Annotated in this window: 16 protein-coding genes; 10 read left to right on the forward strand and 6 right to left on the reverse strand. The window is 39.8% G+C overall.

What is annotated here, in order from left to right; genetic code table 11:
- The first annotated feature begins 669 nt into the window (after positions 1–669).
- The 8 genes from aspT (at position 670) to L2672_RS06725 (ending at position 11,379) form a co-directional block, all read left to right on the forward strand.
- Positions 670–2,373, forward strand: coding sequence for an aspartate-alanine antiporter (aspT, locus tag L2672_RS06690; protein ID WP_248995054.1), 1,704 nt, complete (start codon positions 670–672; stop codon positions 2,371–2,373).
- 86 nt (positions 2,374–2,459) lie between these two features.
- Positions 2,460–4,076, forward strand: a complete 1,617-nt coding sequence (locus tag L2672_RS06695; protein WP_248995055.1) for a bifunctional aspartate transaminase/aspartate 4-decarboxylase — start codon at positions 2,460–2,462, stop codon at positions 4,074–4,076.
- A 208-nt stretch (positions 4,077–4,284) separates the two neighbouring features.
- Entirely contained in the window at positions 4,285–5,139 is an 855-nt protein-coding gene (gene pdxY, locus L2672_RS06700) for a pyridoxal kinase PdxY (RefSeq protein WP_248995056.1), read from the forward strand.
- A 263-nt stretch (positions 5,140–5,402) separates the two neighbouring features.
- The gene (locus L2672_RS06705; protein ID WP_248995057.1) at positions 5,403–5,900 is read left to right on the forward strand and encodes a VF530 family protein; all 498 of its coding nucleotides are present in this window, start codon (positions 5,403–5,405) and stop codon (positions 5,898–5,900) included.
- 272 nt (positions 5,901–6,172) lie between these two features.
- Positions 6,173–6,382 carry a transcription antiterminator/RNA stability regulator CspE gene (gene cspE, locus L2672_RS06710; protein WP_248995058.1) on the forward strand — a complete coding sequence of 70 codons (210 nt, stop codon included), beginning with the start codon at positions 6,173–6,175 and terminating at the stop codon, positions 6,380–6,382.
- 443 nt (positions 6,383–6,825) lie between these two features.
- The gene (locus tag L2672_RS06715) at positions 6,826–9,180 is read left to right on the forward strand and encodes a 3-keto-alpha-glucoside-1,2-lyase-like domain-containing protein (protein WP_248995059.1); all 2,355 of its coding nucleotides are present in this window, start codon (positions 6,826–6,828) and stop codon (positions 9,178–9,180) included.
- Between the two features lie 217 nt (positions 9,181–9,397).
- Complete coding sequence (gene rluF / locus L2672_RS06720) at positions 9,398–10,330, forward strand: 23S rRNA pseudouridine(2604) synthase RluF (protein ID WP_248995060.1); 933 nt, start codon at positions 9,398–9,400, stop codon at positions 10,328–10,330.
- Between the two features lie 806 nt (positions 10,331–11,136).
- Complete coding sequence (locus L2672_RS06725; RefSeq protein WP_248995112.1) at positions 11,137–11,379, forward strand: hypothetical protein; 243 nt, start codon at positions 11,137–11,139, stop codon at positions 11,377–11,379.
- Between the two features lie 90 nt (positions 11,380–11,469).
- Here L2672_RS06725 and L2672_RS06730 read toward each other — a convergent pair whose 3' ends face one another.
- Both L2672_RS06730 and L2672_RS06735 read right to left on the reverse strand, forming a co-directional pair.
- Positions 11,470–12,969 carry an AbgT family transporter gene (locus L2672_RS06730; RefSeq protein WP_248995061.1) on the reverse strand — a complete coding sequence of 500 codons (1,500 nt, stop codon included), beginning with the start codon at positions 12,967–12,969 and terminating at the stop codon, positions 11,470–11,472.
- Positions 12,959–14,863 carry a TonB-dependent receptor plug domain-containing protein gene (locus tag L2672_RS06735; protein ID WP_248995062.1) on the reverse strand — a complete coding sequence of 635 codons (1,905 nt, stop codon included), beginning with the start codon at positions 14,861–14,863 and terminating at the stop codon, positions 12,959–12,961. Before L2672_RS06735 ends, L2672_RS06730 begins: the two co-directional genes overlap by 11 nt.
- A gap of 300 nt (positions 14,864–15,163) precedes the next feature.
- Here L2672_RS06735 and L2672_RS06740 point away from each other — a divergent pair, with 300 nt between their 5' ends.
- Positions 15,164–17,350 (forward strand): OsmC domain/YcaO domain-containing protein, encoded by a 2,187-nt coding sequence (locus L2672_RS06740; protein ID WP_248995063.1) that lies wholly within the window; start codon positions 15,164–15,166, stop codon positions 17,348–17,350.
- 1,106 nt (positions 17,351–18,456) lie between these two features.
- Here the strand turns inward: L2672_RS06740 and L2672_RS06745 are convergent.
- The 3 genes from L2672_RS06745 to L2672_RS06755 form a co-directional block, all read right to left on the reverse strand.
- The gene (locus tag L2672_RS06745; protein ID WP_248995064.1) at positions 18,457–19,920 is read right to left on the reverse strand and encodes a phospholipase D family protein; all 1,464 of its coding nucleotides are present in this window, start codon (positions 19,918–19,920) and stop codon (positions 18,457–18,459) included.
- 116 nt (positions 19,921–20,036) lie between these two features.
- Positions 20,037–22,085 (reverse strand): carboxylesterase family protein, encoded by a 2,049-nt coding sequence (locus L2672_RS06750; RefSeq protein ID WP_248995065.1) that lies wholly within the window; start codon positions 22,083–22,085, stop codon positions 20,037–20,039.
- Between the two features lie 218 nt (positions 22,086–22,303).
- Positions 22,304–23,968 (reverse strand): hypothetical protein, encoded by a 1,665-nt coding sequence (locus L2672_RS06755; protein ID WP_248995066.1) that lies wholly within the window; start codon positions 23,966–23,968, stop codon positions 22,304–22,306.
- Positions 23,969–24,366: 398 nt separating this feature from the next.
- Between L2672_RS06755 and L2672_RS06760 the strand changes: the two genes are divergently transcribed.
- Complete coding sequence (locus L2672_RS06760; protein ID WP_248995067.1) at positions 24,367–25,557, forward strand: patatin-like phospholipase family protein; 1,191 nt, start codon at positions 24,367–24,369, stop codon at positions 25,555–25,557.
- Positions 25,558–25,729: 172 nt separating this feature from the next.
- Here the strand turns inward: L2672_RS06760 and L2672_RS06765 are convergent, their stop codons facing one another.
- Positions 25,730–26,521 carry a substrate-binding periplasmic protein gene (locus tag L2672_RS06765; RefSeq protein WP_248995068.1) on the reverse strand — a complete coding sequence of 264 codons (792 nt, stop codon included), beginning with the start codon at positions 26,519–26,521 and terminating at the stop codon, positions 25,730–25,732.
- Positions 26,522–26,663 lie beyond the last annotated feature (142 nt).

The raw sequence follows: 26,663 nt of genomic DNA on the forward strand, positions 1-26,663 counted from the left end.
GCACATCAAAGAATAAATGCAATGAGCTAGCATTGAATAAAGGCAAAATAGATTAAATTGTCACCATCTACAATCAATTTCGCTGGGTAAATTTAAAAACTTTGATATTTGTCTTATTTTATAACAAAAGGTGAGTGTTTGACATGCTTGAAAGTGAAAAACTCCGCTCTGGTTGCGTAGTTGGGCAAATCTTGTACTTATATATTAGTGCTGGCAGCACTGCTTAAGTTATTTTGTTGGCTTACTTCAGGTTAATTTTTCACCAGTAGATTGGTTCATATAATGTAAATCAATAATAAACAGCAAAATTGCTACTCCTTTCGATATAAATTTCATTCCCACCGACTGTAAACTTTTTTAATAAATAGCCTAATGTTAAGTCAGTTGTTACAAGGTTTTATGGTTTTTTATTGTTTTAAATTAGTGGCTTATTTTGTTTGTTAACTATTTCTAAACGGTATTTTTGCATGGCTTTACCATTCCTTTTTCTTGTTTTGAATGATTTGGTCCGTCAAATGAGAGTCTTTTATTTTACACCTGCCCCTTAATATACCTGCCAAGCACAGCAAGTCATGTTTGTTGTGTCACTTGATTACACATTATCAAGCAACCGAATTCTTAAAGCCGAAGTGAAAATCACTTCATTCAATAATCGTAAGGCTACAGATTATGAATATTATCGAAAATCTTTTTGCTGTATCGCCATACATTGCGCTGTTTATTACGCTCGCATTAGGTTATCTCATTGGTAAAATCACTATTGGCCGTTTTGTGCTAGGTGGTATTGCTGGTACTTTACTTATGGGTGTTTTAATTGGCCAATTTGGTGTTCAAATTGACCCAGGTGTCAAAACAATCTTCTTCGCATTATTTATTTATGCGGTAGGTTATCAAGGTGGGCCTCAGTTCTTTAGCGCGCTCAACTTCAAAACAATCAATGTATTACTTTCAGCTGTTGTGATGACAGTAACCGGTCTACTTTGTGTCCTTGCTGCGGCAATGATATTTGACCTCGATAGTGGTACAGCTGCAGGTCTTGCTGCAGGTGGCTTAACACAGTCAGCGATTATTGGTACGGCAGGTGATGCCATATCTCAGTTAGGTAATGTCACTGAAGAAGCTAAACAGTTGATGCAAACCAATGTTGCTGTGGGTTATGCGGTGACTTATATCTTCGGCTCTTTAGGCCCTATCTTAATGGTGTCATGGTTAATCCCTTCATTTATGAAGTGGGATATCCGTGAGGAAGCCATCAAATTGGCTGAGCAGCAATCTTCAGGTAAACCAGAACTGGCTCCAGGTGAATTTAATGCGCTGACTGACCTTGTATCTCGTGCTTATAAAATCGACGCTGACAGCGACTTGATTGGACAAGATATTCAACAAGTGAATCGCGGCTTATTTGATATCGCTATCGAAATGGTGTCACGCAATGGTGAATCAATTGAAGTAGATAAGTCTGTAAAACTTCAAGCTGAAGATGTAGTGGTAATTACTGGACGTCGTGAAGCAATTGCTGGACATGTTGGTAGCAACGCTAATGAAGTTAACTTACCTGCTGGTTCAAGCTTAATTGAAGAAAACCGCCAGTTAGTGGCCAAAGATGCCAAATTAATTGGAAAATCATTAGCTGAAATTAAAGCGTCTGTTAACCGTGATACCTTCCGTGGTGTCTACGTAACTGATGTGATTCGTGGCGGTAGCTCTCAAGTCATTACACCCGAGTTCGTGGTTCATAAAGACGACATTATTCAGTTAACTGGTACTGCAAAAGATATTAATCGTGTGCAAAACAGTATTGGTAAACGCTTAGGCTCTGTGTTTGCCACTGACTATGTATTGTTTGGCTTAGGTATGGTTGCAGGTTTACTTATTGGCTTAATTAACTTCGAAATAGCCGGTATCCCAGTGACTATTGGCTCAGGCGCAGGCTGTTTGATTTCTGGTTTGTTTGTAGGTTGGTTACGCAGTCGTAAACCACAAATGGCATCATTACCATTAGGCGCATCTAACTTCTTACGTGACTTTGGCTTAGCGGTATTCGTGGGCGTAGTTGGATTGCAGGCTGGACCTCAAGCTATTGATACAATTAAAGAACATGGTTTAACCCTTCTATTCTTAGGTATTGGTGTAACCATTATTCCTCAAATTATTTCATTCTTTATTTCTTACTATGTTTTGAACATTAAGAATCCAATTGAAGCCTTAGCCTGTGTGGCTGGTGGTAGAAGTGCTAACCCAGGATTTGCAGCATTACTTGAAAAAGCAGGTAACGCAACACCGGTATTCGCATTCACCGTAACCTACGCTATCGCTAATGTTTTATTAACACTCTGGGGCCCAATCATTGTTGGCATTATTTCAACCCAGTAACCCTTTATTAATTTTTAGACCGGTAGGCGATGTTAAAACGCCTACCCACCCAAAACGTATTTTTCAGTATTTTTAAGGTAATTATTATGAGCATTCAAGACACTAACGTTTCAGAAACCATTGATTTCACAAAATTCGCAGATTTAAGCCCATTTGAGTTAAAAGATAAATTAATTGAAGTGGCACAATCAGTACCTGATCGTATTTTGTTAGACGCGGGTCGTGGTAACCCTAACTTTTTAGCCACTTTGCCACGTAAAGCATTTTTACGCTTAGGTGACTTTGCTTTAGAAGAATCAGAACGTAGCTATTCATACTTAAACCAAGGCTTTGGTGGTATTCCTGATGGTGTGGGCGTGGTTGAGCGTTTCGATACCTTTGCAAAAGACAACCAAGGTAAAGAAGGTGTTGAGTTTTTACAAAAAGCCATTAGCTATGCAAAAGACCGCTTAGGTATTGATAAACAAGTTTTCTTAAATGAATTTGTAAATGCCTTTTTAGCCTGTAACTACCCAGTACCTTCTCGTATGTTAACCAACATTGAGAAAGTGGTTAAACAATACATAGGCGAAGAAATGTATGGCGACTTACCTATGTCGACTGACTTTGACTTGTTTGCTACTGAAGGTGGCACAGCGTCAATGACTTATACATTCGCGACTATGGCGCATAATGGTTTACTTAAAAAAGGCGATAAAGTTGCGTTAATTACGCCAATCTTCACGCCATATTTAGAAATTCCAGAGTTAGCAGAATACGAATTAGAAATTGTTGAAATTCGTCTAGATGAAACAACTTGGCAGTTACCACAATCAGAAATTGAAAAATTAGCTGACCCAGAAATTAAATTATTATGTGTGGTTAACCCTGCTAATCCTGCGTCAGTTAAATTTTCTGATGACACATTGAATCGTTTAACAGACTTTGTGAACACACAACGTAAAGACTTATTTATCATTACTGATGACGTATACGGTACTTTTGCTGACAACTTTGTGTCTTTATTTGCAAAACTTCCATACAACACTTTATGTGTATATTCGTTCTCAAAATATTTTGGTGCAACCGGCTGGCGTTTAGGCACTATCGGTATTCATCACGAAAACGTATTTGATGATGCTATGCGTGCATTACCAGAAGCGCATCAATTACAACTTGATAATCGTTATAAAACGTTGACTCCTGACCCACGTAGCATCAAGTTTATTGACCGTATAGTGGCAGATAGCCGTGCAGTAGCATTAAACCACACTGCAGGTTTAGCATTACCACAACAAGTGCAAATGGCATTGTTCTCACTAAACTGCCTAATGGACTTAGAAGACAACTACAAAGCTTCTTGTAAACGTATTATTCGTGAACGTTATGTCACTTTATACAAAAACATGGGCGTTGAAGTTGAAGAAAATATTGACCGTGTTGATTACTACACACTACTTGAGCTTGATACTTTAGGCGGTAAATTATACGGTGACGCATTTGTTCAATGGTTCAAAGAAAGCGGTAAAGGTAAAGATTTCTTATTCCGTTTAGCTTATAAAACAGGCGTTATCTTATTACCAGGTAAAGGCTTTGATGTAGTTCATCCATCAGTACGTGTATCGTTAGCAAACTTAACTCATCATGAATATGAGCTAATTGGCCGCGAAACTCGTTCAGTATTAGATGACTACTTTGCTGAGTTCCAAGCTGAAATAGCATAACTGCTTAATTAGCCGTTAAGTTAACACCGAAAACGCCAATCATTTGATTGGCGTTTTTTTGTAGGGCGGAGTCCATCATCCATGAGTTAAACTTTACTGATATTCAGGCTATGATTTGATGCAATAGTTTCATGGTCAACGCAGTGCTTTCTTTAGATTTATAGTTAATAAGATTGCGCAGAAGGTTTGAAGCCAAATAAGGAAAAATATGAAAGGCATTATTTCAATTCAATCTCATGTTGTATTTGGACATGCTGGTAATAGCTCTGCTGTATTTCCCCTGCAAAGGTTAGGGTTAGAAGTGTGGCCTATTCATACGGTGCAGTTTTCTAATCATACCCAATATAAACAAGGGTGGACTGGTCGGGCATTTTCCGCAAATGACATCAATGAGTTAGTTGACGGAATGGCCAATATTGGCAAGTTAGCTGACTGCCAAGCCATATTGTCAGGCTATCAAGGCAGCGCAGAGCAATGTCAGGCGGTGATAAACACGGTTAAAAAGGTCAAGGTTGAAAACCCTCACGCTTTGTATGTGTGCGATCCGGTAATGGGAGACCCTGAAAAGGGCTGTATTTTGGCGGAGGGAATTACTGAGCAATTAATTAATGACGTTATGCCGATTGCGGATATTATTGTGCCGAATCAATTTGAGTTAGCCCAATTTACTCAAATGGACATTAATAACCTTGAGCAGGCCAAACAAGCTTGTGAAAAAGCGTTAACTTTAGGGCCTAAAATCGTTTTGGTGAAGCATTTACATTCTATTGCTGATGATACATTTAGCATGATGTTAGCGACACAATCAGGCTGTTACCTGATTCAGCGTCCTCAATTAGATTTTTCACTTCAACCTGTCGGTGTTGGTGATTTAATTTCGGCATTATTTACAGGCGGATTACTTAAAGGGATGTCGGCATTAGAGGCTTTTGAACATGCTACTAACGCCAGTTTTGGTGTTCTTAAATTAACCCATAAAATGGCTCAGTGGGAATTACAAACGATTGCTGCACAGGACGAGTTAGTTAACCCAACGCACTTATTTAATGCAATTAAGTTATAATATCAATCGTAATATCTAACTGATCACCTAGCTTGTGAAATTACTTGATAACGGCGTTAGTTTTTTTGATTGTAGAATGGCTACTTATCGAAAAAATCTGCCTTGTTCTCAAGTATTTTTCTAACGCTATTTCAGATCACTTACCTACCGTGATCGGTATAATAATCCGCTTAGTGTGTCGTTACGCTAACACTGTTTGACCGATCTAATTGCTGTTATCTTTATTTTTAATAAGGCCAAATTGCTGGCTACTGGACTGTTTCATGATTGAATTGCAACAAAATAATCCGCTTCACGGCTTGAGTTTAGAAACGATGCTAACCGAGTTAGTGGCGTTTTATGACTGGAAAATACTTTACGCGGCATTACGGTTAGAGTGTTTCAACACCAATCCAAGCATGGCAGCCTGTATGAAGTTTTTAAAGAAAACGGAATGGGCAAGAGAGCGAGTAGAAAGCTTTTATTTATACCGTTTTAAACGGATGCCGAAAGGCAGTGCAGCACAATTTGAGCTGAAACCACGTGCAAGAGGATTTGCCGACGGCATTGTGCCTCGCAAGCCTCAAGCGTTGACAGTAGAGTTGATTGCTGAAATGCGAAAAAAGGCACAAGCTGATTATCAAGAAATGAAGCGTAATAATGTACGTCCTCAATATGGTAAAGATAAGCCTAAAGCCCAAGACCATTATGCACAAAATAAGCGTACCGATAAAAATAGACCTGCTCCGTCACAAGACCCGCGCAATCCTTGGGGAAAATAGCCATTTAGCGTGATTCATTATGAGTGGGAAAGTGCTATCCCACTCAAATAAATTAAATATAGCTTTACAAAAACTCAAACTCATGTACGATGCTGCTTGCTCTGGCATTCAGAGTTATTAATGAATATCAAGTAAAAGTAAGCCCTAGATCTCTGCGTTATCGTTGTTATCCAAAGTGTTTCCCTTAGCTTCATAGTCACATCAATAATTCAAGCATCAGCGCATCGCATTTTCGCGATAGATTTATTAATTTTTTATATAAGGGACACATCATGTCTAATACAACTGGTTTAGTAAAATGGTTTAACGAAGAGAAAGGTTTTGGTTTTATCACTCCTGATAATGGCGGCGCGGACGTTTTCGTTCATTTCCGTTCAATCACTTCAGACGGTTTCAAAACTTTAGCTGAAGGCCAAAAAGTATCTTTCGACGTAGAACAAGGCCAAAAAGGCCCACAAGCAGCTAACGTTACTGCTATCTAAGTTCTACTTAGTAAGATAGCGCAAATGGTGCAAACCATTTGCGTTTTTTTTTGCATTTTTTTCACCGGCATATGCAAGATAAAATGCGTTGGCTTTTAGTCATAATGTCGCCTGTAATTTGGCATGAAATTAGCTTCAAACATTATTTAAACTTTAGTGAATGTTAACTCTGTATTTTAATTTCTAATAATCACCTTTAATAAAGTGACAGCCCTATTTGTTAAGGTGCATTTTAAATTTGCTTTAACAGTGGAATGTATATTTTAAAGTGCATACTCACTCTATAGCTATAACATAAAGGTTAAGTCGTAATAGTAATTTTATATTAATAATGTAAAAGTTTGCTTAGGGTAAATAAAGCTTTATATACAATATTTAAAAGAATCTATAAACCTAGAATTTAGCTGTAGAAATGATAACTAAATACAAGGAAGATGATTTTTATGACATTCAAGTTTAATAAGTTAGCGCTGCTAACCATGCTGCCCTTTATTGCCAGTACTGGTGCTAGTGAACATTCGTGGCAATTTCAAACAGATGTGTCTACCCCTATAACTTCTTCAGTAAATGTTAGTGAGGATTTTTCCGAAACTAATGTTACGCCTGATCTCAGTTATCGTGGTAGTTGGAAATATAGGTACGGTTATATTCATCAAATAAGTAGTCAGTGGGAGGACAGTAAGGCTTTATTTACCCAGAATATTGTAAAAGATTTTACTCTACAAACTACCATTGAATTAAAATCAACAGTTAATAGTGGTAGTGCGGGTGTTATTTTTCGTGCCAATAATTTAGATAGTGGTAACCACAGAGTAAAAGGATACTACCTAGGTATCAGTAAAAGTAATAATCTTATTTTGAGTTACTTGGATGGCAATAATCGAGTACTTCCAATACATTTAGAACCCTTTCATTTTGAGAAAGCGACTAAATATAAACTCAAAATAGAGGTTATAGATAAACAATTGCGAGTTTTTGTAGACGATCAATTTGTCTTCACACAACAGATTCAGGATATTGAAGGAGCAATTGGGTTACGTACCGATAAAACATCAGCAGTCTACTCTGATTTAAAAGTTGTGGAAAATAGCCAAACAGTTATTGAATACACTACCAGTAATAAATATTCAGATTATTTTGGTGAATGGAATGTTGTCGATGACGAGTTAATTCAGAGCAATGCACGCGTTGGTATTTGGGGAAAAAAAATTGTACTGGATAATAAACCCGTTGATAACTTTACGTTAGAGGTTGATGTTACCCCGCGCAACTCATGGCATTGGAAGTCAGACTCAGGAGTTATTTTTCGCGCTTCGGATTTGGGCGTTGGGTTGGACCAATTGAAAGGCTATTATGTCGGCATTGGCCGAAATAATAAGCTTATCATGGGTAAGCATGATAATAATTGGCAAGAAATTGCATCTGCTGATTTACCCTATGTCAAAGGAAAAACTTATCACTTAAAAGTGGTAGCTATTGATAATATTTTTAAAATATACGTAGATGGCGCGTTAACGTTAGAGGTTAATGATGGTCGCTTTGCGAGTGGACTCGTTGGATTTCGCACTCATGGCGTTCAAACCGCTTATGATAATTTGAGTATAGACGGCGAAATTACTACTAAAGAAACCAGAGAAATTCACGATAATCCTTATTTACTTGCTTACTTTAAAGGTAATAGCCTTAGCCAAGAGAAAATGTGGTATGCCAAAAGTTATGATGCTTTAAATTTCACACCGTTAAACGATGATCAATACGTATTTGATGCCAATGATTATAATATACGATTACGAGACCCTTTTATTCAGAAGGTGGTAATTGATGGCGTAGAAACATTTCATCTTGTGCATACTAAAGCAGGTGCCTTTATAACGGGTTTTTACCATTGGCAATCAACCGATTTGAAAAATTGGACCGGTGGTTTTATTGATATTATGAAAGATACCGGTGCGCCAAATGCTTGGGCTCCTGAGTTTTTTTATGAACAAGAAACAGGTAAATATTACACCTTTTGGACTTCAAGAACACCACGTCAGCCAGGTGAAAAAGGGGACGATGGCTGGACGGATAAAATTTGGTACAGCGTGACAACTGATTGGGTTAATTTTACCAAACCTGAGGTGTATTTTTATCCTGGTGTAGATGTTATTGATGCCAATATCGTCAAAGATGATGATGGGGTTTATCAAATGGTTTATAAAACCGAGTTTGGCCCAGCGATAAACCGTCATCTTCGCCGTGCAACATCAACCAGTTTAGACCCTGCCATTGATAAATTTGAGGGGTATGAACGCTTGTTACCCTCAGTATCTTATGTTGAAGGTCCGCAGCAATTTACCGCTAAAGTGAATGGTGATGAAAAAGAATACCTTTACTATGATTACTTTTTCTGGGGTCGTTGGGGGGTAGCTGAAAAGCATGGTGATGGTTCATATACTCAGTTAAACCTGACTGATACTAAGCTTCCAACTGGGGCTAGACATGGCAGTATTATTAATATTTCATGGTCACAGTTGTCTGATTTAGCTGGGGCAGGTCAACAAACTGGCTTAGTCACTAAGCTAGAGCAACGTGGTGATGAGTTTTATTTTGAGCTTGATGGTCAATATAACCATCTTCCAAGTTGTTCTGAGACTTCTGGTTGGCTTATGACCTCAAATTCTTCTAGTGGGCAAGCGCTATATACCCAGCTACAAGATGCACAAAATATTGGCCTTGCAGTGAGTGTTTATGGTCAGGGACGTTGCTTGTATGGTGATGGAGGGGCTGAAACACCAGGAAATGTTACGGTAAATTAATTTGGTATTATTATTTTCCATAACAAAAATCGTGATCTTAAAGGAAATATGGGGTTACGGTTAGCTAAGTGTTACGTCGCTAGATAGCGCAAATGGTACAAACCATTTGCGCTTTTTTTTGCTTTTTTGCCACCATACTTATGCAAAATCGTGTTGAGTTGATAAACTACGTCGCAATAATATTTCAATGCTTGTTAGTTTTTAATAGGACCTCACAGTGACTGATTCATCAATGCGCCTCAATAAATACATTAGTGAAAGTGGTATTTGTTCAAGACGAGATGCAGACCGATTTATTGAACAAGGCAATGTATTTATTAATGGCAAACGCGCCAAAGTTGGTGATCAGGTTGCAATGGGCGATAAGGTTAAAGTCAATGGGCGGGATATTGAACCGCGTGATGCAGAAGACCTTGTGTTTATTGCGTTAAATAAACCCGTGGGCATCGTTAGTACTACCGAAGGCTCTGAGCGTGACAATATTGTGGATTTTGTTAATCACTCCACTCGAATATTTCCTATTGGTCGACTTGATAAAGATTCCCAAGGTTTGATTTTTTTAACCAATAATGGCGACTTGGTGAATAAAATTTTGCGCGCGGGCAATAATCACGACAAAGAATATGTGGTTAGCGTAAATAAACCTATTACGGATGAGTTTATTAAAGGTATGGGAGCTGGTGTTCCTATTCTTGGAGTAGTCACTAAAAAGTGTAAAGTTGAACAGGTGGGCACTCATTCATTTAAAATTGTGTTAGTGCAAGGTTTGAATCGTCAAATTCGCAGAATGTGTGAATATTTCGGCTTTGAAGTGACCAAACTTGAACGTCAAAAGATCATGAATGTGAGTCTTAAAGGCTTGCCCATTGGCGAGTGGCGTGATTTAGATAAACAAGAATTAGATGTGTTATTTGAGATGATTAAAGACTCATCTTCTGAAGATAAAAAAGCCCAAAAGAAAAAGCCTAAACCTAAGCCCAAGCTCGCTTCATTACGCGACAAAATTGAAGGGCCAGAGCACTTTATGCAGCATAATCGCAGCACTAAGCACAAAGGCCAAGCAAAGGGACAACCTAGAGGGCAAACTAAAGGCCAAGCCGCAAAAGGCGGTAAGGGCAAAACCGGTGGCGCAAGAAAACCAAAGCGTTAGTTAACCATAATTCAGGTTAGTTTTAGGTCTTTAGAGCATTAAAGGCAGATTCCGGCCCAAAATCGTTGCCGGAATGACAGTTATCCCGTCACCCTTGAGATCTTTTATCGAGGGTCTGCTTTTGCTTATTGAACCAGTAAAGGCAGATTCCGGCCCAGAAGCGTTGCCGGAATGACGGTTATCTCATCACTCTCGTGATAGTTTAGTTCCCGACACCCCGTGATAATTCAATTCCCGTCACCCTTGAGATCTTTTATCGAGGGTCTGCTTTTTCTTATTGCACCAGTAAAGGCAGATTCCGGCCCAGAAGCGTTGCCGGAATGACGGTTATCCCGACACCCACTAGATAATTCAATTCCCGTTACCCTCGAGATAATTCAATTCCCGTCACCCTTGAGATCTTTTATCGAGGGTCAGCTCTTGCTTATTGAACCAGTAAAGGCAGATTCCGGCCCAGAAGCGTTGCCGGAATGACGGTTATCCCGTCACTCTCGTGATAGTTCAGTTCCCGTCACCCTCGTGATAATTCAATTCCCGTCACCCTTGAGATCTTTTATCGAGGGTCAGCTTTTGCTTATTGCACCAGTAAAGACAGATTCCGGCCCAGAAGCATTGCCGGAATGACGTTGGTTAGAGCATTGCTGGAATGAGGGGGCTACACATTACCGGAATAACGGTAAAGTAGGCATCGCCGGAATGAATCTTTACAAAAGAAGCTGCGATTGAATCATTGTTAATATCACTATAGTGAAATTACGCTATTATTGAGCTTATTAACGACTTTCGAGCCAAATATCTTAATGACTATGACCGACGCTAAACTCATTCGGATACTTAAAACCTGTATTGTTATAGGGCTTTGCTTGATATTACTAGGTATTTATTTGCATAACTTTAATGCGACTATTGAAGCTATGGGCGTTAAAGGCATTATTATCAGTGCGATGTGTGTGGCATTTGGAATGGCGTTATCTTTACCCACCAAAATGTATTTGACCTTTATATTAGTTAAACGAGAGTCAGACAAAACTAATCATGCCGATAAGTAGCATTAATGTTAGCCGTCAGTTATCGCGCTTGCTATTACATCTAGGGTATTACTTTTAGGCCCAACTTATTCCCCAGTTTAAACTCTCTGTTTAAATTCCCAGTGGCCACTCTAAAACGTAGACCCATATAACCAGCAAGCTGGTCCACATGATCAAGAATGCCATGCTGAATGGCAGCATCATAGAGACTAATGTACCAAGCTTCGCATGACCTTGATATTGCTGTGCTGTAGCAAGAATTAGCCCTAAATAACCGAATAATGGCGAGATAATATTAGTCACCGAATCACCAATTCTAAAGGCAACTTGAATTAATTCTATCGGTAAACCTGCCAGTAATAACGTGGGTACAAATACAGGCGCCATTACGCTCCATTGCACAACAGGCGAGCCCATAAAGATATTTAGCACGGCACTAAATAGTACCAGTATGATAACTAACACCGGTCCCTCAATAGACAGTACGGCTAACATGTCGCTTAAATTAACGGCCAGCAAACCGGCTAAGTTGCTGAGCTTAAAAGTGAAGATAAGCTGAGAGGCGAAAAACATGATCAATAAAAATAACCCAAGCTGACTTAAGCTTTGTTCGCAGGCTTTAATAATATCTTGCTCACGTCGAAATTTACCGGATACAAAGCCGAACACCATGCCACTTAAGCCAAACACAAATGAGACTAAAATAGGTAAGCCTTTTATCACTTCACTTCTGGCTAATTGTTCAGGGTTTGCTGGTGCTAACCAACCATTTTCACTTAGCGCGGAGAATAAGATTAATCCTATAGCCGATATAAATACTGCTCCAGCAACCTTTAATGCTCTGTCGTTTTCTGTACTAGGGGTGAGGGACAAATGCTGTGGGTTGCGGTATTCTCCGCGGCTTAATCTGGGTTCAACAAATTTAATCGATACCACGGTACCCACGGCAACCAGTAATATCACACTGGCCGACAAGAAGTAGTAGTTTGCTAAAGGGCTGACGGTTAAATCGGGGTGAAGTAAATTTAACGCCGAGGTGCTAATACCTGCAATAACAATATCATAAGTGGTAATGAAGAAGGTGGCGTGAGTGCCGCCAGCAACCCCGGCAAATGCGGTGGCAAGCCCTGCAAGGGGAGAGCGGCCTGCGGCTATATATGCTCTACAGGCTAGAGGAATCAATACAATATAACCCACTGAGCCAACAATGTTAGATAACACCCCTAGCAGTAATATGGTGCTGGTTAACTGCCAGGTTCCGGCATGTTTTATTGCCCGCTGTACTGCGTAACCGATTAGCCCAGACGCATCAGCAATGCCAATGCCTATCATGGCTATGATAATAATGCCTAGTGGCGGAAAGCTGATAAAGGCTTGAATTGACCCGCTTAGCCAGTTTCTCAAGCCTTGTTCAGATATCAAATTATTGATAGTTTGCTCTGGTTGGTCGGGCAGTTGATAACTCCAACCTAAGTATGAGCCTATGGCCGATACCAGCAACAAACCCACTGTAAGAATAAAAAATAAACTCACAGGGTGGGGGAGTTTATTACCCCATTTTTCAATTCGATCAAATATAGAAGCCGAACCTTCGACGGTTTTAGAATGCATATTCTAGTCCGGCATATGCAGTCGTACCGCGGATGACCTCTGTGTAAGTAATTGGATCAGATACATCAGTATTGGTCAGGTTATTTACGCCAAATTTTAATTGCAGATCGTTATTGAAGTAATAATTCATGCCTAAATCGATTGTGGTATAAGAGTCGGCAACATCATTTTGCCCAAGTTCACCAATTACATTGCTTCTAAAGTGTGCTTTAGCAAATACGTCTACTGAGTCTGTGGCATACCAATTAATTACTGTTGTTGCCTCGTGTTCAGCAGTGCCTTTTAAACGGGTTTCATCGGCATTATCTTTGGCATCTAAATAAGTGTATGACGCTTCAATACCTACATGTTCGAATTGATGAGACACTGTCGCTTCAACGCCTTTAATGGTGGCATTGTCGATATTGCCAAAGGTTTGTAATGACTCATTAACTGCAACGTATTCAATAATATTTTCAATATCACTATTGAATAGTGTCACACTGGCACGGGTATTATTATTGTCATAATGCACCCCTAGTTCACCAAAAGTACCTGTTTCGGCTTCTAGATCTTCATTACCGACAATTTCACAACGTCCACCACAACCAATAGCGGTGTAGTCGGCGAACGTTTGAACCATTTTAGGAGCTTTAAAGGCGGTGCTTATGCCTCCTTTAATGCTCCAGCCATTGGCAATTTGGTGGGTTAAATAGGCGCGGTAGGTAAACTCGCTGCCAAATTGTTCATCATCGTCTAAACGGCCGCCTAAGGTTAATTTGGTGTTATCGGTTAAAGCGATGTTGGTTTCCGCAAATATACCACTGGCCGTTCTTTCAATGCTGTCGCCTTCAAAAAAGATGTCATTACCGGTCAGTGATGACTGCTTTGCCGTTGCGCCAAAAGTGACATCATATTGGTCAAAATAGAAGCTGGCTTGGGTATCAACACCATAGGTACGTTCATGCAAATTGGCGGTTGGGTTATCTAAATAATCAACTTGAAAATCATCATAGAAAAAGTTGGCATTAAACTCGCCATTTTCCATGGTGAATTGATAATCGGCACGAACAGCTTGTTTGTCGCGGTTTTGATCAAGTGTTCTGCCGTTATAAACGCTATTGGCTTGCTGGTCTTCTCGAGAGAGTTGTAGCTCTAAACCTAACTGGTGATTCTCCGCTAGGTTAATATCTAACTGATTAAAAACATTATAGTTGTCACGTGCCCGCAGTTTACTTGAGGTTGGCGTATCTTCATAAAAGGTTTCATCAAGGTGTAAATAGTTACCAAATACCGTCCAGCTTAGGGTGTCATTTATGGGCGTTGAAAAATATAACCCCAACTGTTCACCGTTGCCGCCTTCATCGCCAATGTTGTATTGGCCTTCAATGCTAATAGCGCCTTCAGCGCTACCGTTATGCTTTTTGGTGAAAACGTTCACCACGCCGCCCATGGCATCAGCACCATAAATTGATGACATTGGCCCACGCACCACTTCAACGTGGCTCATGGCAATAGAGGGGACAGCGCTTAATACATTATCATCACCACGCCACAAGGCTTCGCCACTATGAGAGCGTTGATTGTTTAATAATACTTGGGTGTAGTCGTTACTGAGTCCACGCATATTGACACTACGTGAACCATTGGAATTGGTTGAAACAGAGATACCGGGAATATTAAAAATAATATCGCCTAAATCCTGTGACATTTGCACTTTATCGGCCATATCGACATCAATCATGCTGATACTAGCAGGAGCCTCTGAAATCGGCGTACTTTGGCCAGCCGTTGCCGTAATTACCATCACCTCATTAATTTGACTCGCAATTTGGGCGGCAATGTCATTTTGTAATTGGTCAGCTTGAACAAAAGGAACGCATGCAAGGCTGGTTAAGGTGATGATTTTTTTCATAGTGTATACGACTGTTATTGCAAAGGAGAACGATTATCAATTGCAGTCTCAAGGGTGTCAACGAAAAAAACTCGTTAAAACTTACCAGATAAAAAATTATGGTTGTGATCACAATGTTCGTTAATCTTATGTTGATAAGTTGTTTATTTTGTTGGTGTTATTTTTCGGTTGTGCTGTTAGTTGATTTATTGTTTTTGGTGGCTTTTTTAATAAACCCAAGACTAATGGGGCGAAAACAACGATAATTAGTATTAGATGATTTTTGTGCGTGTAAATACGCAGCGACAGTAGGGCAATTTAATGGAAATTAAAGTTAACTTTCTTGATAACTTACGTTTAGAAGCTAAGTTTGATGATTTTACCGTAACGGCTGACCAACCGATTCGATACAAAGGGGATGGTAGTGCGCCAAGCCCATTCGATTACTTTTTAGCATCATCAGCGTTGTGCGCGGCCTATTTCATTAAGGTGTACTGTAAAGCTCGCGATATCTCTACCGAGAACATTCGTCTTTCACAAAATAATATTGTTGATCCTGAAGATCGTTACAACCAGATATTTCAAATTCAGGTCGAACTACCTGATGATATTTCAGAAAAAGATCGCCAAGGTATTTTACGCTCAATTGATCGCTGTACCGTTAAAAAAGTCGTTCAGACCGGCCCTGAGTTCAAAATTGAAACCATTGAAAACTTAGATGCTGATGCGAATGCCATGTTAATGGGGCAACCCGATGGCGACAGCAGTACTTATATTGTTGGTAAAGACTTACCGCTTGAAAAAACCATTGAAAATATGACCGCCATGTTGGCTGATCTAGGCATGAAGATTGAAATTTCATCATGGCGTAACATCGTGCCAAATGTGTGGTCATTGCATATTCGTGATGCAGCATCACCTATGTGCTTTACCAATGGTAAAGGGGCGACTAAAGAGAGTGCTTTATGCTCAGCCTTAGGTGAGTTTATTGAGCGATTAAATAATAACTTTTTCTATAATGATCAATTTTTTGGAACAGAAATAGCCAATGCTGATTTTGTCCATTATCCATCAGAAAAGTGGTTTGAACTTGAAGATGATGATGCATTACCGCAAGGGATTTTAGATGAATACACGCTTGAAATTTATAACCCAGATGACGAGTTATGTGGTTCACATTTAATTGATACTAACTCTGGCAATATTGAGCGTGGTATTTGTGCTATTCCTTATATTCGTCAGTCAGATGGTGAAACGGTTTATATTCCGTCAAACTTGATTGAAAACTTGTTCTTAAGCAATGGTATGAGCGCGGGTAACAATCTACAAGAAGCCCATGTTCAATGCTTATCTGAAATTTTTGAACGAGCGGTTAAACGCCAAATTATCGAACAAGAAATTGTGCTGCCTGAAGTGCCAATGTCTGTATTAGAAAAGTACCCGAGTATTTTAGCGGGCATTAAAGGGTTAGAAGATCAGGGCTTCCCTGTTGTAGTGAAAGATGCCTCTTTAGGCGGTCAGTTCCCGGTAATGTGTGTCACCTTAATGAACCCAAGAACCGGCGGTGTATTTGCATCATTTGGTGCGCACCCTAGCTTTGAAGTCGCATTAGAGCGCAGTTTAACTGAGCTACTACAAGGCCGAAGTTTTGAAGGGTTAAACGATGTACCAAAACCCACATTTAACAGTATGGCGGTGTCAGAGCCTGAAAATTTTGTTGAGCACTTTATTGATTCAACTGGGGTGATCTCTTGGCGTTTCTTTAGCAGTAATGCCGATTATGATTTTTGTGAGTGGGACTTTGCTGGCACTTCTGAACAAGAAGCAAATGCGCTATTTGGCATTTTAAAAGACATGGGCAAAGAGGTATATGTTGCCGAATTTACTGAGCTTGGTGCTTCAGCGTGTCGTATTTTAGTGCCAGATTACTCAGAAGTTTACCCAGTAGATGATTTGATTTGGGATAACACTAATAAAGCATTAGATTATCGTGAAGATATTTTGAATTTACACTCATTAACCGATGATGAGCTGGTGGATTTAGTTAATCGTTTAGAAGAAAGTCAGTTAGACAATTATACCGATATTCGCACCCTTATTGGCATTGTGTTTGATGAGAATACCGTGTGGGGACAGTTGACTATTATTGAGCTGAAAATTCTGATCTTCTTAGCACTTGGTGCCCACGAAGAAGCATTAGATTTAGTGGAAGACTTTTTACAGTTTAATGATAATACCGTCGAAAGAGGCTTATTCTATCAAGCTATAAATGCCGTTCTAGAAGTTGAATTAGACGATGATCTAGAGCTTGAGCACTTTATTGTTAACTTCAAACGTATGTTTGGTGAACAAGTGATGGAAAACGTAGTGGGCAGTGTTAACGGTAGCGTCAGATTTTATGGTTTAACACAAACCAGTATGAACTTGGAAGGCATCGAACCTCACTTAAGATTAATTGAAAGCTATAAAAAGCTACATCAGGCTAGAGGGAATGCCGTAAAAGTTTAGCCCGCTAGCAACAGCAGATTCCGGCTCAAAAGCGTTGCCGGAATGACGTTCTTCCTCGTCACCCTTGAGATAATTAAATTCCCGTCACCCTCGAGATCTTTTATCGAGGGTCTGTTTTGGGTTTACCTACGTGAAGAAAGCAGATTCCGGCCCAAAAGCATTGCCGGAATGACGTTGGTTAGAGCATCGTAGGAATGACGTTTTCCTCGTCACCCTTGAGATCTTTTATCGAGGGTCTGCTTTGGATTTATCTACGTGAAGAAAGCAGATTCCGGCTCAAAAGCGTTGCCGGAATGACTGTGGTTAAAGCATCGTAGGAATGACGTTCTTCCTCGTCACCCTCGAGATCTTTTATCGAGGGTCTGTTTTGGGTTTACCTATGTGAAGAAAGCAGATTCCGGCTCAAAAGCGTTGCCGGAATGACGTTGGTTAAAGCATCGTAGGAATGACGTTCTTCCTCGTCGCCCTCGTGATAATTAAATTCCCGTCACCCTTGGGATCTTTTATCGAGGGTCTGCTTTGGATTTATCTACGTGAAGAAAGCAGATTCCGGCCCAAAAGCATTGCCGGAATGACGTTCTTCCTCGTCGCCCTTGAGATAATTAAATTCCCGTCACCCTCGAGATCTTTTATCGAGGGTCTGCTTTGGGTTTACCTACGTGAAGAAAGCAGATTCCGGCCCAAAAGCATTGCCGGAATGACGTTCTTTCCCGTCACCCTTGGGATCTTTTATCGAGGGTCTGCTTTGGATTTACCTACGTGAAGAAAGCAGATTCCGGCCCAAAAGCATTGCCGGAATGACGTTCTTCCTCGTCACCCTCGAGATCTTTTATCGAGGGTCTGTTTTGGGTTTACCTACGTGAAGTAAGCAGATTCCGGCTCAAAAGCGTTGCCGGAATGACGTTGGTTAAAGCATCGTAGGAATGACGTTTTCCTCGTCACCCTTGAGATAATTAAATTCCCGTCACCCTTGAGATCTTTTATCGAGGGTCTGTTTTGGGTTTACCTATGTGAAGAAAGCAGATTCCGGCTCAAAAGCGTTGCCGGAATGACGTTCTTTCCCGTCACCCTCGAGATCTTTTATCGAGGGTCTGTTTTGGATTTTTTTAAAGTTCTGACTCACCATCCATTTTTGTGAATATCCAATCTATTGGTTTGTGCCAACCACCGTAATTGGGGTTTGAGTCTTGAACCTCATCACCACTTTGCCACTCAATGTCACCGTCTTTATTACGGCTAACATGCCAATATAAGCTTTCTTTTTGGCTAAATAGGTAGTCTTCTACTTTGGCTGCAAATGCTTCACTATGAACAAATAATCCAAATTCAACATTTAAAAAGTCAGAACGTGGGTCAAAGTTTGATGAACCAATGTATGACAATTTATCATCTAAAATAATGGTCTTATTATGGTAATAAGTTGCAGCGTGATAAAAGTGATCATCATTTTTAGCTTCATCTTTGTATTCGTAAAGCTCTATACCCATATCAAGTAACGTTTGACGATGTTTTTCATAATAAGCCGGGATAAATAACGAGTCATTTGATGCTGACGAATTAGTAATCAGTTGAACTTTTGCGCCATTGCGAGTTAATTTATCAAGTACCACAAACTCACCATTGGTAGGTACAACATATGGTGTTGATATAACGGCTTTTTTAGCGGTTTTGATCTCTTTGTTAATGGCGATTTCTGCTCGCTGTCTAAAGTAAGGCAAACTGTTTTGTAACTTTTGCAATGAGTCAAATACCGGTGTTACAGTCACATCAATAAATTCAACCGTTGGCATTAATGCTATGGTTTGCTCAATATCTGCAATAATTTCAGGCTGTTGTTTCTTGGCCTTAGCATAGGCTTTATTGAGGTTAATATATTCTTGAGGCTGCTTAATGCTAATTAACTCTGCAATAGGCGTTACTACATCACTTTGCCAAATCACTTCATAATTGTCGGCAAATGGGGCTATAACAGCACCTTGAAATAGCACGTCCATATCATAAAAGTTAGCGTCTTTGCTGTAACCAAAATACTCGTCACCAATATTACGGCCACCTAGAATTAGTTGTTGATTATCAACATTGAAGTATTTTTCATGTAAACGATTATCTAATTGATCTTGATGCATTTGAAAATCGGCTGCACGACCTACCCAGCCCATTTTGCGTGAGTTAAATGGGTTAAAAATGCGTACCTGTACATTAGAATGAGCGTCTAAATCGGCTAGCCATTTTTCATTAAAAACCAATAAGTCATCTAGTGTTAAGCGGATTTTAACGCCTCGATCGGCGGCTTGTTTTAGTTCATCTACAAGCATTAACCCTAAGGTGTCGCCATTCCATGAAAAGTACGTCATATCAATGGTTGATTGTGCTTTTCTGACAAGCTCTACTCGTCTTGCAAACGCTTCTGGTGCGGTGGGTATTAAGTAAGCTTTTGCCTCAAACTGGCTGGTTTGGTAGTTAGCTTCAAATTCCTCTGGGACTGTTGGGCTAGGTGAAGCACAACCCGTTAGCACGAATATAATCGTTACTAAAGACAATAAAGGTGAAAAAAATCGTGGCATTGTCATCGTTAGAAACCCTGTATAAAGTTCAATTAAACGCAGATGTGTCGAGTGAGTCAGTTTTGGCAGTTGACGCTAAGGCCGGAATATCCGGCCTGACTAACGCGACTAATAAATCATGTTTATTTCATATAGTTTTGCATGAAGCCTAGGTTTTCTAAACCGTTTAGACGACCTTTACGCAGTTCTGGATCAAGTCCTGATTGTGTATTGCTATCCCAATCAGTTGTGGTGCTGATGTCACCATCTTTGCTAATGGTTAAAACCGTGTCAGAGCTTGCATCATATTGATAAGCTTCAAATAACTCATCGCTGAACCACAAGCGTGACATTTTATTCATTAAGGCTTCATCTTTTGAGCTGGTTTTTACCGTTGAACCGTCAAGTTTTAGCGCTTTGTTGAATACAAATGGTAGTTCAGAACCATTACATGCACCAGTAATACAGCTGATGGTTTTGATCAAGTCACCGATATCTAGCTTGCCTTCTTGACCATCAGTATTGTACGTCCACACATTGAAGCTTGCGTGATAACCAAAGTGATAGAATGTTGAATCAATGGCATTTTCTTGAGCTTGTTTTGCTTGTAAACGGCTAGGACCAGCAAATATCATGTCGTTCAGCAACATTTTAAATTGCTTCATGTTTTCTAGGCCGCCACCAATTTCACCTTCTGGATTCGGGTAGTAATCAGTTAATCCTAATAGGCCATTGGTTAAATCACCATTACCTAAGCCAAAGTAGAATTTAGTCATGGCTAAGTAGGCGGTTAAATCTCCAAGCTCTAATTGTGCTTTAATGTCATCAGCTGTCATGGCCGCTAGCTTAGTTTCAATTTGTTGTTGGTTTTCAGCTTTGCTTAACCACTCAACAATGGCCTCTGGCGATGATAAGTCTTCCTCTTCAGGAGAAGGTAATAGTCCTGAAATTAAAAAGGTTAAGCTAGGTAGCATTGCAGCGGTATTGGCTTCATCACTATTAACACCTACAACCGTTGGTACCGCAAAGGTATCTAATGCGGGTTGGCTAGCTAAGTGGTAGCCGTCAATTTTACCAAATAACGTCTTTTTATATTCAATATAAGGTGCAAATGGCATTAGGTTAGCTAATGGTGTTGCTTCGCCTGATACTTTAGACGTTAAACATAAAGCACTGCCTGCCAGGTTGCTGGTATCAATACAGCTTAGGCCTGTCCAGTCACCAATTCGAGCTAGTGGTGATAATGCTTTGGCTTGTACTTGCATAAGTTGATCTAGCGGTAAGTCTGCAAGGTTAGCGTCATCAAGCTCTGGCATTTCTGCTTGTATATCGGCAACTTTATCCGCAAAATCTTCAGCTTGGTCATAGGTGCGGTAATCAAACCCATATGGGTTACTTTGCATAATGGCACGGTTGAAGTATGTGTTTGCAACCGGCTCTTTACCGTCTTCTTGCTGTAAAATACCCACTGACATGGCACCCGCACCTTGACCCATTAAAGTGATATTTTGTGCGTCACCACCAAAGTCAGCAATATAGTTTTGTACCCATTCAAGGGCGCGTTTTTGGTCGCCTAAACCGTAGTTACCGCCTTGGTTATCTTTTTTCCAATGGCTACCCAGTAAACCTAAACGGTAGTTAAGGGTTACAGCGATGAAAGGGCTATCTTCAGCAGCGCCTTGGGCTACAACCGTATCGGCGTGAATTAATGGCTCTGAACCGGCACCGTATTCAAAGTCACCACCATGAATAAACACATAAACCGGCAGTTGTGCATCATTAGCAGTATCTGCTGGACGCCAAATATTTAAGTTTAAGCAGTCTTCAGACTGTGCTTGAGTGGTGGTTTTTAGCTGTGGGCAAGCGTCTTGAAACGAGGTTGCATCCACTTCAGCTGCAAGCTCTTCAACTTCACTGTGTTGAAAACGCTCGGCTTGTGCATAACGAATACCTTTAAAAGCTTCTATTGAAGCTAAAGTTTGCTCGTCGTCTAAAGAGGTCACCACTAATGACTCTTTCATTGCTTTAATTTGGCTGTTTTGAATATCAACCGTTACTTCTTCTGCTGGAAGAGGCTGTAAAACGGGTGGATCAATTGGCTTTGGTGTTTCAGCTGTGTCGTCACTGCCGCCACAGGCTGCTAAGGTTAATGTTACGGTAACAGCAATTAAAGAACGTTTAAAAAATGTCATGATAGAGTCCTATTGGTGCGGCTTGGTGGCCAAAAACTAACAAATTGGTTTAATGTGCTTGTAGTGTTAGTCAGTTGTGTTCTGTATGTGGCTAGAATATCGGCTTTGTGTTGATGATTTAAATCGCTTATGTAGGACGTCATCATCGTTTAGCAGATTTGGTAAGTGGTTTATGCGATAAACCACTTACCTTAACCCTAAGAAAGTTATCTATTTTTTTAGAAGCGGTAACCAAAGTTAACAGTAAATGCGTTACGGGTTTCACCTTGGTTGTAAAGCACGCTCAAGTTGTAGTTTTTACCAAATTGCTTGTTGAAGCCGATTAGGTATGCCCATTTGTCTAAGTCAACACCCACGTTGTAGTAAAAGGTTTCACCACCTAATTCAACACCTGCAATCTCACCTTCCATATTTGGCTTTAGGCCTTGGTATTCTGCACCGACAAAGATTTGAGCGCGGTATTCAGCAAATTGGTAACCTAGCATAGGTTGAATAGTTAAAATGCCATCACCCCATTTATCTGAACCTTCCATACGAGTTTTAGAGTAAGTACCCGTTACTGAAGCGAAGAACTGCTTGTAACCTACTGATAAGGTGGTACCTACACCTACAACATCATAATTCAGGTTTAAAGGAACACTTACAGTACCTCTGTTACATAATGCTGATAAGCCATCACAAAATGCGTTACCTAAACCAGGTAGTTTGTTGTTTAAGGTTTCTTTAATTTCTTGACCAATTTGGCCTGTGTATTCAGCGTCAACATTAGCGTCAACTTTAATTTTGCCGACTAAACCATATACATTCCAAAATGGCAGGATATTCACGTCACCACGTACAGTAAATGATTCAGCTGATACATCTGCAATAGATTTTAGTGGGTCAAAAAATTCATTTAGCTCTTGTCCCATAATATCGAAGTCGGTGAAGCCAAAGTTCATGTCCTGTTTGCGGTAGGCAACAGATACCCCGAATGGTAGCGGTACATCAATACCTTGGCGGCGAACCATATCACCCATTAATGGGAAGACTCTGTCCAGTTTAATTTTTGCTTCACGAAACCTTGGGTCAGATACTTCCATTAAGCGATCTTCGCTTAAAATATTGGCACCTTTAAGGTCGTCGTAAAATACTACTGGTGCGACAGTTGTCGCTAATGTTACCGGTTCGCCTTTTGAGGTACTGCCTTTGGCTGATATGCTTTTCTCTTCTAGCACTACGCGACCATCGGTTAAGGTGACAAAACTCATTAGCTGACGATATTCAGTAATAGTGTATTTTTCGTAGGCGAAAGGTTTGGTGTTTTTAATGATCATGCTAACTGGCTGACCATTCTCAACAATGACTTTTACACGCATATTTCTGAAATAGGCAATGTCTTGCGGTAAGCCATATTTTGAGTAGTTAAAAGCAATTTCAACTTGGCCATTGTCTAGCTCAGTTGCGGTAACAGTGCTTGGGTCGTAGCTTTGGGCATAGTTGCGCAAGCGATACTCAATTTTGGTGGCATTTTCAATTTCTGCTATAACATCATCGTTTTCATCAAGTTTGGCAGGGTCATATTTGATGCGTAAGTCAATGTTGCCTTTTTCATCAGTATTTTGAACTAAATAGGCTTCAGATTGACGTACTTCATCATTTATTGTGACAGAACGGCTCACATGTTCAACAAGGTGCTCGCCTTGTAATAAAGAGCTCATGCCTAATTTAGGTAGGTCATCATTAATGCCATATTTTTTGAAAATGGCTTTGCCTTCGACCTCTGCTTCGCTCATGAGCTCAACACCTTTACCAACTGCGTTAAATGACATTGCTAGCGCAAGTGTCGTAAAACCAATTGCTAGTGTTTTCTTTAGTTTCGGTAAGCGATTCGTTAAATACATATATTCACCTTTCTACTGAACCCCAATGCTATGAGTATTCAATGATTGTTGTTAGCTAGATAAAGTAGCTGCCATTGATTTTTATGTGCTTTCAAAGCCATGTAATCTGTATGGGATGAATTTTATGGGAGATGTAAAAAACAAGTTAATCGCATTTGTAGGATGTAACCCTCCCTAATTCAATGGAAGTTCAGTGGTTGAGTTTTTGGCATTGCGATTCTTATAGATGTAAACCAATTTGAGGATACGATCCTACAAAAGCGATTAATGTGTTGGAAAAATGTGCTCTAAAATTCCCCCATCTTCAATAAACGATATGACTTTAGCGATATATCAACGCAGGTACTCAAGCGTTATATAGGCGATTTCTTGTCAAAAGTGGTAAAAGGAAAAATTCAATGAAACTCAATAAACGCATAGTAAGTACTGTTGTACTGACTTTACTGCTAAGTGCATGTAGCTCTATTCATACATTAGAAAACCGTGTGACTGAGGACAATTATCAAGACGTGACAATTGCTCAGTTTCAAAATGATTCAGCGGAACAACAGGTCGTAGAACCATTTCGTTTTTGGGCGGGTGATGAATCGAACTTTCTTTACTCTGAAGCTACAAACACCACACCTTTAACGGTAAAAGGCGATCGTCTTAATGCATTAGTACTATCTGGTGGTGGTGCTAAAGGTGCTTATGGTGCTGGTATTGTTAATGGCTTATATGATAGCCAGCAGTTAAATGATTACAGCATAGTGACTGGTATCAGTGCGGGTTCATTAATTGCACCTTTTGTGTTTATTGGTGGTGATGAAATAGCGCATTTAAAACAAGTTATGTTAGGTATCAATGACAAACTGGTCATTGGTAAGAAGAACTTCCTTAACACTTTATTTAAAGATGCTTTCACAAACGGCGAAAAAATGTATGAATTCATTGAAGCCACCTTTGATGATGAAATGATTGCTAAAATTGCGGAGCAACACAGAGCAGGCCGTAGATTATTTATTGGGACGACTCAATTTGACTCTGAGCAGTTATCTATTTGGAATCTTGGCAGTATAGCCAACAGTGATATGCCAAATAAAAATCAACTTATTCATCAAGTTTTGGCTGCAAGTGCGTCAATTCCAGGCGTATTCCCGCCACAGTTTATTAAAGTGCACTACAAAGGCCAGCAATTTGAAGAGCTTCACGTTGACGGTGGAATGGCGGCGCAAATGTTTTTTGAACCCATCAATACTGACTTTGACAAAATTAACCAAGCACTAGGATTAACCAAAAAGCCGAATGTGGATGTGATTCGCAATGGGGTATTCAATATGCCTTATGAAGCGCAGCCTGATAAAGGCGTTGCTTTGTTAACTCGTAGCTTAAAAAGTTTAACCGTGATGCAAAGTAAAGGTGATTTATACAAGATGCTTTATTTCAGCAAAGTGAAAAACTACGACGTTAACTTTACTTCGATAGAAAAAAGTTTTGATGCAGAGCCGAGTACTAAAGACATGTTTGACCAAGATTATATGCAAGCAATTTATCAATATGGTTATGACAAAGGGGTTTCACAAAACTTGTGGGATAAAAAATTACCTTAAACTCTACCCAAACAACCAAATTTGAATTTTCATGGTAATTGGTTACAGCGGATCGGCCTTGAGTTTTGAGGTGTAGAGAAGCAAGATTTACTATCGAGTATTTTTGGTAACTATTGCACGGATGCGCATGTTAGCCGGACTATTATGGTCCGGCTTTTTTTATTTTTACGAGCTAATTAACCGTTTTTTGGGAATATTTTTGCACAAGTGACTGCAAGTACAATAAGTTTTCAGCAGATTTGAATTCTTTATTTAATAGGGTAATTAACTCATTGGCCCAAGGTAAGTTTGGGTTTAAGGCTAAATAAAAGGGCGACTGACTTAAGGTGCCTGCATAACGAACTTTAAAAGTATCATTTAAATAGTAATTCACTACAAGTTCATCTTCGATAATCACTGCTGCTCGCTGGTATTGGAGCATTTTAAGTAATCTGGTTTGCGCATCATCCCCTGACAGAATATTTAATTTACTGCGGTTTTGTGGGTTATTAATAAACTCATCAACGGGTGAACCATACCCGTAGCCCAATATAATGCTCAATGGTGTAGGGATATTGTTTAACGAGTCTGCATTTTCATATACCCATTGGGCATCTGACTGAGTATAAAAATTGACTTTATATTGCATAATTGGCGTTTGGGTAAACTGTAAACAGGGCGCTTCTTCCTGCACTGCGGTTAATAGACCATGAATTTGATGACCTTCTTCTGCTAATTTGATGGCGCGTAACCAAGGATAGCGCTGAACCTCAAGACGAATATCGTGTGAGGCTAAAATGGCGGTGACGTACTCGTATACAATTCCCGGCTGATCATCTTGGTAGCTAGAGGTATAAGGTGGCCAATGTGTGGTTGCAAGGGTGATTTTTGCGGGAATACTTGCCCAAGTAGAGGGTGAGATAACGATTGAATACAGAGCCATTAAGCAAAATATGAACGTGGGGAAAAAAGCTAACTTTTTCAATCTAACTCCGTAATTGGATGTTTTATTAATTCGGTAGTGTGTAATTACGCTTGTCTGGAGTCAAATTTTATTTGGAAAAGGCACTCTGCTAAGCAACCAATTTTGCTTTAGATCGCAATTTAAGTCATAAAATGTTTTATTT

The organism is Shewanella gaetbuli (genome assembly GCF_023284065.1).
Lineage (GTDB): Bacteria > Pseudomonadota > Gammaproteobacteria > Enterobacterales > Shewanellaceae > Shewanella > Shewanella gaetbuli.